Below are 12,061 nucleotides of genomic sequence, written 5' to 3' on the forward strand. Positions count from 1 at the left end.
AACTTTTGAAACAAGGACACGAGACTGCCGTCTCCCTAAAGCCGCGTTCCCAAGTTTTAAAACAAGGACACAGCAGTGTCCTGTACCTACAGATATGAGGTGCAATAACGTAATTTAATATTTGAAAAATATCCGGGTGTGACAGCCAACCAGCAGAATCTGAATAGGCAGGGACAGGACACTGCCCTGTCCCTACAACTATGACTTCCTACATAAATTTAGCTGCCTTAGCGGCAGGAGTTATTATGAAATTGACTGCACCCTTATTAGCATCCGCTTTAGTGTTCGCCGGTACTGTCCCCTTTGCAAGCCAAGTGCAAGCAGCTACCAGCAACTCTTTGAATAGCACTAGAACAACATTTCAGTGCGTTACTTCCGGCCGAAATTTTGTCACAATTGCACGGCGGGGAAATGTCACGACCGATCCAATGATTCTTTGGAAATCTACCGAGTTCGGCCGCGAATATACACCTTGGCAGCGCTGCCAAATTGTTTCCAATAGATTGACCAAAGCTGTTGCCCAGAATGGCGGAAGACTGAGCAACTTGCAGTTAACAACAGGAATTGTTAATAACTTGCCCGTAGTTTGTTACGTGAACGGACAGGGGCGCTGCAACTCTCAAAATCTGCTGTTCACCTTAGACAAGCGAAATGCTAAAAATCCCGGTGATGCTTTAACGAGATTGATTAATTTTGCCCAAGACGGCAGCGGGCCAGTTACAACGTTCAGAACCGGAGCTCAATCGGCTGCACCGCAGTTTGTTCCCTTTGGAGATATGGTCGATCGAGCTTTTAACTCTCCCAATAATAAACCGTCAGTTCCTGTAGCAAAACCGCAGGGCGATCGAGGTATTTAATAGCCGCGCCTCTAACTTGCACCTGAAAAATTTTGAAAATATTGTGGGGTGGGCTTCTAGCCCGCCCCACAATATTTAGAGTAAAAAAACTACACTGTCACCCCTTCAATTTTCTCATCAGTTAACTCGTACAACTCGCGCAACTGCTGCAACTTATCCGCATCGGGCAGCCAAAAACCCCGCCCGTTAGCCTCCAACATTCTGCCGACAATATTGCGAAAAGCTTCAGGATTTGCCTCCCGCAACTTCTTCGCCATCTCTTCATCCAAAGCATAAGTATCAGCAGCCTGATCGTAAACCCAACTATCAGTAAAATCAGCCGTTCCGCCCCAACCAATTAATGCTGTCATCCGCTGCGAAATTTCATAAGCGCCGCCCGAACCTTGATTGACCATCGCATTAGCCCACTTAGGATTGAGCAACTTAGTTCGATATTCCAAGCGCAGCAAATCTTCTAAATTGTGCGGAGTTGTATCCTTAGAAAAACTTTCGACAAAACTCGTGTTAACCTTTTTGCCGCGCTGCTTTTCTGCGGCTTTCTTCAAACCGCCAGTATTCGCATAATACTCTTGAATATCAGTCAAACCGTATTCAACAGAATCAATTTCTTGAATTATGCGATCGCACCCTTGCAACAACTGAGTCAAAACCTCTGGCCTCGCTTCCCCCTTATCCTTCCTCCCGTAACTAAAAACATTGCGACTTTCCCAAGTTTTGCCCAACTCATCCCCCGATTCCCAACTACCATCCACAACCCGATCGTTAACCAAAGAACCAAAATCCCCAGCCGGATTAGAAAACAACCTTGCGGAATAATTCTGCACACCTTGTCCCTGCAAAATTAAAGCGTGTTTGCGAATAAAATTCTCCGATTCCGGTTCATCAGCATCCGCTGCCCGCACGAACAAATCATCCAACAATTCAATAATATTCACAAAGCTATCTCGGAAAATCCCCGAAAGATTTCCCAACACATCAATCCGGGGATGACCGACATCAGCTAACGGTTTTAATTCATAGCGAACAATGCGGCCAGTACCTTCTTTAAGAGGTTCAGCCCCCACCAATTCTAGCAGAATTCCAATTGATTCGCCCCGCGTTTTTATCGCATCCAAACCCCACAACATCACCGCCACAGTCTCAGGATAATTCCCCTGTTCCTCAAGGTGCTTATCAATAATTTTCCGAGCAATTTCGCGCCCCCTTTCATAAGCCGCCGGAGAAGGCATCCGATAAGGGTCTAAAGCGTGAATATTCCGACCAGTTGGCAACACCCCAGCCCCATCCCGCAACAAATCCCCACCCGGTGCAGGCAGAATATATTCCCCATTCAAACCCCGCAAAAGATTAGTCAACTCATCCGAAGTTTGCAACAACAAATCCCGCACCAACAAACCCTCCTCAAAAACCCCATCAAACCCCTCTTGTGGCACAGGCATTTTGCCTGTGCTTGTTTGTGGCACAGGCATCTTGCCTGTGCTTGTTTGCGAAACAATTGCTTTCACCTGTTCCTGTGATAACCTCTCCCCAAAATAAGCCTCAAGATAAGAGGTCATTTCCTCAGAATTAGGCGGTTCCCCGAGAACGTGCAAACCCGAAGAAAACAAGCGACATTCCACCACCTGCAAATACTCGTAAAGCTTCACCAAATAGCGGTTAAAAGCATCACCACTGAACATTCCCACAGTCTCAAAACTAAAAGCAATACCCAACTTGCGAGCCTCATCAAACGGACAATCAGCCTCCAAACCGCTATCTAAAATTTTCTTACAAATAGCCTCTTTCAGCACATAATTCTTTGCTGTATCTTCCCGATATTCCGCAATCAAATCCCGCAAAGCCATCAATTCCTTGTACAATCCCGCGCGGCCGTAGGGCGGCACGTTGTGAGAAATCAAAACACCGTAACCGCGCCGTTTTGCCAACATCGATTCTGAGGGATTGTTGGCAGCATAGATATAAAGATTCGGCATACTTCCCAACAAAATATCCGACCAAGAATAGCCAGTATTTCCCAGAGGAGATCCCGGCAACCATTCAACAGTGCCGTGCATTCCGAAGTGAACCACAGCATCAGCTTGCAAATCATTTTGCAGCCACTTGTAAAAAGCAGCGTATTGAGGGTGAGGCGTCAAATCGCGATCGAACATTAAGCGCATCGGATCGCCCGAAATTCCCAGAGGCGGCTGCAAACCTATCCACACATTCCCCAGTTGAATGCCACCGATTTGGAACTCGTCGCCGTCTGTCTTAATGCCTGTACCAGTTAAAGATTTCCACTGTTTTTCAATACGACTTGTTAACAGATAGCCCAGCCATTTTTCTAAAGTTTTGACATTAACAGTATTGCCGTAAATCCCCTCCGCATCTGCGTTCATCCGCGTTAATCCGCCTGTATCTGCGGTTGCATCATCCGCCTCTTTCACCCTGCGAATTAACTCCTCACCGTCAGCCGGAATTTCTCCAACTGTATAACCTGCTGCTTGAAGTTTGTGCAGGAAATTTAGCAGCGATTTCGGTACATTTAATAAAGCCGCCGTACCCGCCGCACCGTAACCGGGAGGAAACCCGTAGAGAATAATCGCAATTTTCCTTTCAGATGGCGGAGTTTGGCGCAATTTCACCCAATTATTAATTCTACTGGTCAGGCGTTTGGCGCGATCGGGCACCAGATAAATATCCTCACCCACCAAACCGCCCAGGGGAACAGGATCGATCGCGCCATCCAACTCAGGCAAAGCATACAATACCACACTTTGCAAACCTCCAATCCCCTGACGAGTCCAAGAATGGATATCCTGAATCAGCAGAGGTGCGGACACAAAATAAGGTACATTTTTAGCAGTTAAAATGCGCTTAGCAACTTCCACCTGCCTTCCACCCTCCATCGAACCAGCAGGCCCGCCAACCAAAGGAAAGCCAATAGTAGAAACAATCGCATCAACTTCCACAGCATCTTTAGAAAGCGAAAGAGTTTCAATATTGCCTTGTTTTCGCCGTGCAGTTTCATCAGCAGTAGTCATCCAATCCCGCACCGCTACATGGCCTTCAACGCCATTGATAAAAATCGGCAAAGGCACAATTCCCGCATCTTCAAAATAGCGAATTAATTGAGGAATATAAGGCTGCTTGGTGATAACGTGCTTGCGGTAAAGCAAGATGCCCACAACAGGGGATTTTACTTGCTTGAAATTAGGGAACCCATTGGTTCCAAATTTGGTGGAACGGGCATCTTGCCCGTTAGAAACCTGGTCATAATTTTCCGACAAATTACTCTCAAATTTTGTGGAACGGGCATCTTGCCCGTTATAACCCTTTCTATCAAGATGTCTAGCCTCTTTTGTGGAACGGGCATCTTGCCCGCCCCTAGCACTTTGATGACTCAGATACCAATCCAAATATTGCCGAGGCGATTCAAAATAACCATTATAATCAGGATGCAATAAACCCATATTGGGAGTTTCCACAGGCGGCGGAATTTCTGCAACCTTCAGCCCCAAATACTTTTCGGAAATAATCCAAAACATCGAGACAACATTATCCGCCCCGCCCGCATTCCAGTAACCATAAATAATCAGCCAGTTGCGTAAATCCTGCACTTTTTGCACCGGCACATATTTTAATAACTTCGGCCCAACCTTCAAAAAGCTGATGTAACCAGCCAGCTTATCTTCTTCTCGCCCATTGCTGAACTTATCCAGAATAAACTTAACCGGCTTCGGCATTCCCTTCGGTTTGTCGCCAATTTTAAAAGCACCGATTTGAGTAAGACTCATCAATTCCAAAGCCGACTCAAAAACCAGGCGAATCGGAATATTCTGCACCCTTTCCCGCAGCCACATTACCGCATCGTAATCAAACAGCAAACTCCCGAAAAACACATCAGCATTCGAGAGGGCGGCTGCTACAGCGTCGGGTTCGTCTACGAGGGCGCGATCGCTAAAAACCCGTACTTCCAATCCCTGACAGCCAGAAACAGCCAACTCGGCAGCTTTGCGGTACAAATCAGCATTAAAAGATTCAAACCCTGCAATTAAGACAATGCGTTTCACAGCCCTACCTCGAAATATTTGCTTCTTTTAATGATAGACTAATTGCAGAAAAGCACAGGCAAGATGCCTGTGCCACTTCCAGACAGAACAACACAAAAGATAAACTTCTTCCTTCTCTTTCTTCGCGCCCTTCGCGCCTTCGCGGTTCGTCAAATCTAAGAAAATATTAAAATAATCAGACCAATCCAAACACAAGCATAATTAAAACAGTGAATCGAATTCCTCCCGCAATAGTTATATTAGGTCAAAACAGCCTGCCGATCGCCAAAAAAATCTCCGCACATTTCCCCGGTTCCCAGATTTACGGTTTAATCGATCGCACGAACGACACAGACATCAACTTTAGCAACTTCGGCGAAACATTGCGGGAATTATTTGCAACAGAAACCCCAATCATCGCCATCTGCGCCGCCGGAATAATCATCCGTACCCTCGCCCCGCTGCTGTCAGACAAACGCGCCGAACCGCCAGTTTTAGCCGTCGCAGAAGACGGAAGCGCCGTAGTACCTCTGGTGGGGGGTTTGCACGGCGTTAATGATTTGGCCAGAGAGATTGCAGCCGCCCTAGGCGTACAGCCTGCAATTACCACCACCGGAGATATCCGGTTTCGCACCGCCTTGCTGAGTCCTCCCCAAGGCTATTATTTGGCGAATCCAGAAGATGCGAAGACTTTTATTTCAAATTTGCTCGCCGGGGCAAAAGTACGCCTAGAAGGGGTTGCAAGCTGGCTTTCCGAGAGCAATTTGCCGTTAGCGAAGCCCTCGAAGAGGATCGCCCCCGACGCCCAATTAACTATCCGCGTCACCGAAAAAGCAATTGCGCCGACGCCAGATTGTTTGGTTTACCATCCGCAAATTGCAGCAGTTGCACTCGCGAACCTATCGAATATTCAGCCAGAAATAGCCCTGTATTGCGTGCAGGAATTACTGGCAAAAACAAATTTAGCAGCAGCTTCTGTTGCTGGATTTTTTGCATTAAAACATGAGATGGGAAATCCGGCACTTGAAGCAGTTTCACAATATTTTAAAGTCCCCGTCCGCTTTTTCAATCTCTCCGAACTTGTCGAATTAGACTCAATTGGATTCATCGAAAATAAGGCTGCACAAATTGCCCTGACAGCAGCAGGTGCAAACAGTCAGTTAATCGAATGCGATCGCACTTTATCCCTGAATTGCGCGCTCGCCCTGGCCGCCGAGCCCATAAATGCTAGCGCGATCGGAATTAGCCGCGGCAAACTCGCGATCGTCGGTACCGGCCCCGGAGGCGCGCCCTGGATGTCCCCGGAGGTTAAGGAAATTCTGCGCGAAGCCACGGATTGGGTGGGTTACAAGTTCTATCTCGACTTAGCAGGAACCCTGCGGGAAGGGCAAAAGCGGCACGATTCCGACAACCGCGAAGAGATCGATCGCGCCCGTTTTGCCCTAGATTTAGCAGCATCGGGTCAATCTGTAGCTGTGGTTTCGTCGGGAGATCCGGGTATTTTTGCGATGGCGGCGGCGGTGTTTGAGGCGATCGACTTTGATGCCAAACCCGAATGGCAAGGCATTGATATTCGGGTGGCACCGGGCATTTCAGCCATGCAGGCGGCCGCTGCTGCGATCGGAGCACCCCTCGGACACGATTTTTGCGTGATTTCGCTTTCGGATATTCTCAAGCCTTGGGAGGTCATTGAACAGCGGATTGCGGCCGCTGCTGCTGCCGATTTAGTGATGGCATTTTACAATCCCATCTCGAAACAGCGGATTTGGCAACTCTCCAGGGCGATCGAGATTTTGTTGCAAAGTCGCGATCCTAAAACCCCCGTCATATTGGGGCGAAACCTCGGCCGGCCCGGTCAATCTGTGCGCGTTTGCACCCTCGGCGAATTCCAGCCGCAAGACGCCGACATGAGAACATTAGTTATTGTCGGTTCGAGTCAAACTCGGATTATTCCCCGCAAATATGGAGATGTTTGGGTTTACACGCCGCGCAGGTACGAAAAATAAGTCTAAGTGATTTGTCAAAAGCAACATTTCTCTATTTCCTCTTTCTCTGCGCCCTCTGCGCCCTCTGCGGTTAATAAAAAAAATCTTCTTCACACAACCCGCCACCAATGAACACTAAATTACCAGAAACAATAGAAACAGCTACTTTTGGACTTGGTTGTTTTTGGTCTCCCGACGCGCAGTTTGGAATTATCGAAGGAGTCGTGCGAACTCGCGTCGGTTACGCGGGCGGGACTACAGCCAACCCGACTTATCATAACATAGGGAATCATATTGAAGCGGTCGAAATAGATTTCGATCGATCGCAAATTTCCTATACAGAACTGCTAGAGATTTTCTGGAGAAGTCACAATCCCCGGCAATCTCCTAGTTGGTCTCGCCAGTACATGGATGCCGTTTTCTATCGCAGTGAATCACAAAAGCAATGTGTTGAACAAAAACTCGATCGCGAAAAAGCTAATGGCGGCGAAATTTATACATTAATTCAGCCCTTGACCCAGTTTTTTTGGGCGGAGGATTACCATCAAAAATATTATTTGCGTCAGGAACCGGAACTGATGCAAGAATTCGATCGCACTCAGTTTGTTAACTCCACTGTAGCAGCAAGAGTCAACGGTTATCTCGCCGGCTTCGGCAGTTTCTCCAATCTCCAAGAGGAAATTAGAGATTTTGGTTTGTCTGCAGCCGGATGCGATAAATTAGAGAAAATAGTCTCCAGAATCCCACATTAAATTTTACCCAACTCTGGTGGGCTGGGCGTCCCGCCCGTCCGCAGCAATACGCACCTTACGACTAATTAGACGTGGAACAGCTTAGAGATGACATTCTCACCTTAATCAATAGTTCATTGAGTGGAACTTTTGCATCAGAATTTGACGGCAAATGACTTGTACTGCTTGCATCTACCAATATATTAACCAGTCGAACGCGCTCTTGTCGATAAAACTCGATCTCAGCATCTTCCAGCACCGATTTTTCCTCCCCGCCGAGCTTTCTCGCAATCAAATCGGGAATGTACGACAACTGAAATTTTTCATTTAGTTTTACCAAATTTGCCTCTACCTCCCCCGTTTGCATCAAATGAATCCCAGTCAGCAACACCCGGTAAACATACAGCAGCGGTTTCACCCGGCGCGGCTGTTCTTTCTCAAACAATTTCCACTGATTGTGAGCAAAACCGAGATAGTGGTGGCTGTGGTGCTTGGTTATGCAGTTCGAGGCAATAGCCTTTAATTCCTCGTGTTCCTTTGTAGTGTAAACTATGAGCGGCGAATACAGTTGTTCTAGCACGTAGCCGTTGCGCTTCAACAGCATCTCAAAAAATTTCTTGATGTCGTGAGTTACTAAATCGAGTTGCATTCCCTCCCGAACTTCCGAAACTTCGATTGTTTCTTCTCCAGAAATCAGCCCAATTACTTTCGGTACCGGCAAAATGTGTACTCCCCGCAAGTCGAAGTCAGAATCTGCGGAAGGAAACCCGTATAAGTGCGAACCGCTGACAGTCGCAAACAGCAGCGGATAAGGTTGAACGGAGATAATTGGGGCGAGATTCGAGATGTATTCTGTCATTTTTTCAACATTTTATCAATGCTAATTTCAATTCCGGTTAAACAATCGCAAATACCTGTAGCGGCGGGTTTTACCAACCATATATGTCTCAAATTAACGATCTCGTAAACCCGCCCCTTTTAGCCGATCGCACCTCTGCGAGATTTAATCAAAAACAGATTCGCTTTCTCGTAATTAGGACGTTCCGGTAAGGAAGTTGCAGCAAAAGCGCGATCGAACTCACCGTGCAAGCTCAACCGCCAGCGATTCACCTCATCCCAGGATATTTCTTGGTTGCGGATAGATAAAAGTTGCGATCGATAATCCTGCACGCGAACGGGTACAAACCCCTCCTTGAGCACCGTAATTCCTGACAGCAACAAGCGAATTAAGTGCATCGCGTGCTTCCAACGAATTTCCCCGGTATTGCGGAGGTCTTGCTCCATTTTTTTAAATTGAGACAAAACGTAGCTATTGTAAGTTTGATAAACCAATTGAGAAAGAAAGATTTCCCTAATTTCCAGCAATTCTTGTGCTACAGGAGAAACAGTTTCTACTAAAGGCGTGTACAAACATTCTAGCACATTTGGATTAGCTTTTAGTGCCAAAACTAAAAACTTTTGCAGTTCCCAATAGCATTCCTGATTTTCGTTGTTTTCCAATTGTTCTGGAATGCCGTAAAGCGACCAATGAAGTATTGCCGGCGGCAGGTAAATCCCGCGTCTGTCAGTATCGGATTGCTCGTTATCAAGACCGTAGGCTCTGGAACCAACAATGCAGCGGTAAATTACAGAATCATAGAGGTTGTATTCTGCAAGAAAATCTCCTCCTGACTGCAATCCTTCGCTCTGAAATTGCTTGCGGATACTGAGTTCGTGCCGCCGCAGACTAACTTCTGTTCCGTCTGGGAGTTTGACTAAATATGCGTGGGAATTGTCCGTAGGCGATTGAACGATGACGCCTACTAATCCCGGTTTCCAAGATTGGTTGCTGGCAGGGTTTTTGACCTCGATTTTGGTAACAATTTGGGTTCCTGCGGGTAGGATTAAGTTGAAATTTTGAGGAATATTGGCATTTGCCATGATGAAACCTCCTGCGGGGCACGAGCTACAATCTTAGTGTAGCATATGTGTAGTATAAAAGGGGTTTTGGGCGATCGGGGATTTGGCCTAGTTGAAAATTGTCTAATTATCAAAGAGGGATACCGCCAGCGGGTTGAGGCGAAGGTGTGGGAGATTGTGGAGACTCACCCGACTATTGCAGCAATTCGCAATGGGGAAGCGGTGACGGACTTGCAACTGGTGGCGTTAGAGCGTACACTGAGGCAAGAGTTGCATGGGGGAAACGTGCAGTTGTAGAAGTCGAATATTCGCAAGGCGTTTAATCTGAAGGTGAATAGTTTATTATCGTTTCTGCAAAAGCTGTTCGAGATTGAGGCATTGCCGGATTATCAAGATGTGGTAAGGCGGAATTTTGAGGATTTTATTGCCCAACGGCAGTTTAACTCCAATCAGATTCTGTTTTTAAGGATCGTGCAGAATGTGTTTTTGAAAAAGCGACGGTTGGAGGTGGCGGATTTGTATGAGGAACCGTTAGACAGGTTTGGAGAGGATGCTGTTGAGCGATGGTTTAGTGAAGAACAGGTAGATGAGGTGATTGAGTTTACAGAACGGTTTGTGGCTTAAAACTGAAACACGAAACTAATTTTTTTAGAAAAATATGGCTAACTTTGACGAACTTACTACTCAACTGAAGAAAATTATCACCAACACTCAAAAATCTGCAAAGCAAGCCTGGAAAGCTGGAGAAACCCTACGAGACATTCGTACTAACAAGAATTTTAAGCCTAAATACAAAAATTTCAACGATTATACAAAAAAAGAATTTAATATTACAGCCAATACTGCTGAGCAATACATCAAAATCTATGAAAAAATTCCGCTGGAAATGATAACAGATAATATGTTAGTCTCTCATCTTTACACCCTTGCGGAAATGCCAGATGAGTTAAAAAATAAAGTATTGAAAACGATGCGGTGGGCCGAGGAAAATATTAAAAGCAAAAATAGCGAAAATAAAGTTCCTTATGACGGTAACATGGTACTTGTACTTAAACAGATTATAGAATCCGCCAAAGAAAACTCGTTGTTATCAGACGATATTCTTCAAGAAATTTTTATAGAGAGTTTAAATCAAGATATCGAAGACAGTAATCGCAGAACAAGACATAAGAAAGATCCACTTAAAGAAGCTATTCCTATAGATAAGTTACCAATTCATAATTCTTTTAAAGAGGTATCATCTATATACTCGTATGCTCCTATTAGCGAACAAGGATTAGTAGGTTTATTTTGTACCATCTTCCATATTCTTAGAAAAAAGACAATTAATTACAAAGGAAAGCAATATAATTTTTCTAGAATACTTTACATCCGAGTTGAGTTTCCTGATGCAAAAATTGAGCTAACAAAATCTATAGCTCAGCAATTAAGTTTGTTTCCTTCCGTGGATGATATCGATTTGTTTGGTTCCGTGGATAATATCAATATAGAGCTGGATATTGAATTTGAATTAGAGAGTTTTAACTATTGGAGGCATAAACATCAGGAGGCGACAGAAAATTGCGATATGATTATTTGCTGGGAAATTGGAAAAAGTTTTAAAGAAATTGATATGCCTCCTATTTTATCCATAAAAGAATTACTAGAGATCGGGGAAATTATCCTTCATTAATCAAATAATTAGCAACTTGTGTTTTTAATTTAGAAAACGATGCTCACTGACCCTGAACTCCGATCGCCAGTTGACGCTATTTGGGAGAGATTACGATCGTCGGGACTCTGAAACCCAAAGCAGGATGAGGTTTTTTATCAGCGGCGCAGGTTACAATGGAGAGGTTGCTGAAGTTAGAGCATATTATGGGGATAGAAGTGCGGGACTTGATGAGTTTTATAGATGAAAAATGAAAGTTAGAGAAGTTATTAAAATGTTAGAAGATGATGGTTGGTATTTAGCTAGAACAAAGGGCAGTCATCGTCAATTTAAACACCCAGAAAAGGCTGGGACTGTCACGGTGTCAGGTAATTTAGGCGTGGATATGCCAATTGGTACGCTTAAAAGTGTTTGGCGGCAAGCTCAACTAGAAGAGGAGGAAGATTAATGCGTTATGCTGTTGTAATTGAGAAGGGTGAAACTAGCTACGGTGCTTATGTTCCCGATTTACCTGGATGTGTAGCTGTGGCTGAAAGTTTAGAAGAGGTGAGAAATTTAATTAAAGAGGCGATCGCATTTCATATTGAAGGACTACAAGAGGATGCTTTTCCTATTCCCGAACCTGTCTCTATTTGCGAATATGTTGAAGCTTAAGAAGGTGACGGCGGTTGAAACCGCGGCTACACAAAATTTCGTCCCAGCAGAGGGGGACTAAGAAAGAAAATAAATTCAATGGGCAATACAGGATTTGAACCTGTGACCCCTTCCGTGTGAAGGAAGTGCGCTACCACTGTGCTAATTGCCCGCAGATAATTAATATACCATACCAAGCCCAAATTCGCAACTAAATTTTTCCTAAAAAATCAGCCGCTGGTTTCCGAGTTAAACTCGACACAATGCCAAGAAT

The 12,061-nt window shown here is 45.2% G+C and carries 11 protein-coding genes and 1 tRNA gene; 8 read left to right on the plus strand and 4 right to left on the minus strand.

Features of this window, described 5'->3' with window-relative positions; translation table 11 throughout:
- Positions 1-245: 245 nt before the first annotated feature.
- Positions 246-857, plus strand: coding sequence for a COP23 domain-containing protein (locus tag QUB14_RS18495; RefSeq protein WP_333218519.1), 612 nt, complete (start codon positions 246-248; stop codon positions 855-857).
- A gap of 89 nt (positions 858-946) precedes the next feature.
- Here the strand turns inward: QUB14_RS18495 and QUB14_RS18500 are convergent, their stop codons facing one another.
- Positions 947-4,909, minus strand: coding sequence for a cobaltochelatase subunit CobN (locus QUB14_RS18500; RefSeq protein ID WP_333218520.1), 3,963 nt, complete (start codon positions 4,907-4,909; stop codon positions 947-949).
- Positions 4,910-5,118: 209 nt separating this feature from the next.
- Between QUB14_RS18500 and cobJ the strand changes: the two genes are divergently transcribed.
- The gene (cobJ, locus tag QUB14_RS18505) at positions 5,119-6,894 is read left to right on the plus strand and encodes a precorrin-3B C(17)-methyltransferase (RefSeq protein WP_333218521.1); all 1,776 of its coding nucleotides are present in this window, start codon (positions 5,119-5,121) and stop codon (positions 6,892-6,894) included.
- Between the two features lie 107 nt (positions 6,895-7,001).
- Positions 7,002-7,625 (plus strand): peptide-methionine (S)-S-oxide reductase MsrA, encoded by a 624-nt coding sequence (gene msrA, locus QUB14_RS18510; protein WP_333218522.1) that lies wholly within the window; start codon positions 7,002-7,004, stop codon positions 7,623-7,625.
- A 61-nt stretch (positions 7,626-7,686) separates the two neighbouring features.
- Here the strand turns inward: msrA and QUB14_RS18515 are convergent, their stop codons facing one another.
- Both QUB14_RS18515 and QUB14_RS18520 read right to left on the minus strand, forming a co-directional pair.
- A complete protein-coding gene (locus QUB14_RS18515; RefSeq protein WP_333218523.1) occupies positions 7,687-8,463 on the minus strand; it encodes a DNA polymerase beta superfamily protein in 777 nt (258 codons plus the stop codon).
- 119 nt (positions 8,464-8,582) lie between these two features.
- Positions 8,583-9,524 carry a DNA polymerase beta superfamily protein gene (locus QUB14_RS18520; RefSeq protein WP_333218524.1) on the minus strand — a complete coding sequence of 314 codons (942 nt, stop codon included), beginning with the start codon at positions 9,522-9,524 and terminating at the stop codon, positions 8,583-8,585.
- 45 nt (positions 9,525-9,569) lie between these two features.
- Here QUB14_RS18520 and QUB14_RS18525 point away from each other — a divergent pair, with 45 nt between their 5' ends.
- The 5 genes from QUB14_RS18525 to QUB14_RS18545 all read left to right on the plus strand — a co-directional run bounded on the left by QUB14_RS18525 (position 9,570) and on the right by QUB14_RS18545 (position 11,808).
- A complete protein-coding gene (locus QUB14_RS18525; RefSeq protein ID WP_333218525.1) occupies positions 9,570-9,800 on the plus strand; it encodes a hypothetical protein in 231 nt (76 codons plus the stop codon).
- 9 nt (positions 9,801-9,809) lie between these two features.
- A complete protein-coding gene (locus tag QUB14_RS18530; RefSeq protein WP_333218552.1) occupies positions 9,810-10,127 on the plus strand; it encodes a type I restriction-modification enzyme R subunit C-terminal domain-containing protein in 318 nt (105 codons plus the stop codon).
- A gap of 34 nt (positions 10,128-10,161) precedes the next feature.
- Positions 10,162-11,175 (plus strand): hypothetical protein, encoded by a 1,014-nt coding sequence (locus QUB14_RS18535; protein WP_333218526.1) that lies wholly within the window; start codon positions 10,162-10,164, stop codon positions 11,173-11,175.
- Between the two features lie 229 nt (positions 11,176-11,404).
- The gene (locus tag QUB14_RS18540) at positions 11,405-11,602 is read left to right on the plus strand and encodes a type II toxin-antitoxin system HicA family toxin (protein WP_265237275.1); all 198 of its coding nucleotides are present in this window, start codon (positions 11,405-11,407) and stop codon (positions 11,600-11,602) included.
- Positions 11,602-11,808: a type II toxin-antitoxin system HicB family antitoxin gene (locus QUB14_RS18545; protein WP_236506884.1), complete on the plus strand. Its 207-nt coding sequence runs from the start codon at positions 11,602-11,604 to the stop codon at positions 11,806-11,808. Before QUB14_RS18540 ends, QUB14_RS18545 begins: the two co-directional genes overlap by 1 nt.
- A gap of 79 nt (positions 11,809-11,887) precedes the next feature.
- Here the strand turns inward: QUB14_RS18545 and QUB14_RS18550 are convergent.
- Positions 11,888-11,959 (minus strand) — tRNA-Val (locus tag QUB14_RS18550).
- Positions 11,960-12,061 lie beyond the last annotated feature (102 nt).

The organism is Microcoleus sp. B3-D2 (assembly GCF_036705345.1).
Taxonomy (GTDB): Bacteria; Cyanobacteriota; Cyanobacteriia; order Cyanobacteriales; family Microcoleaceae; genus Microcoleus.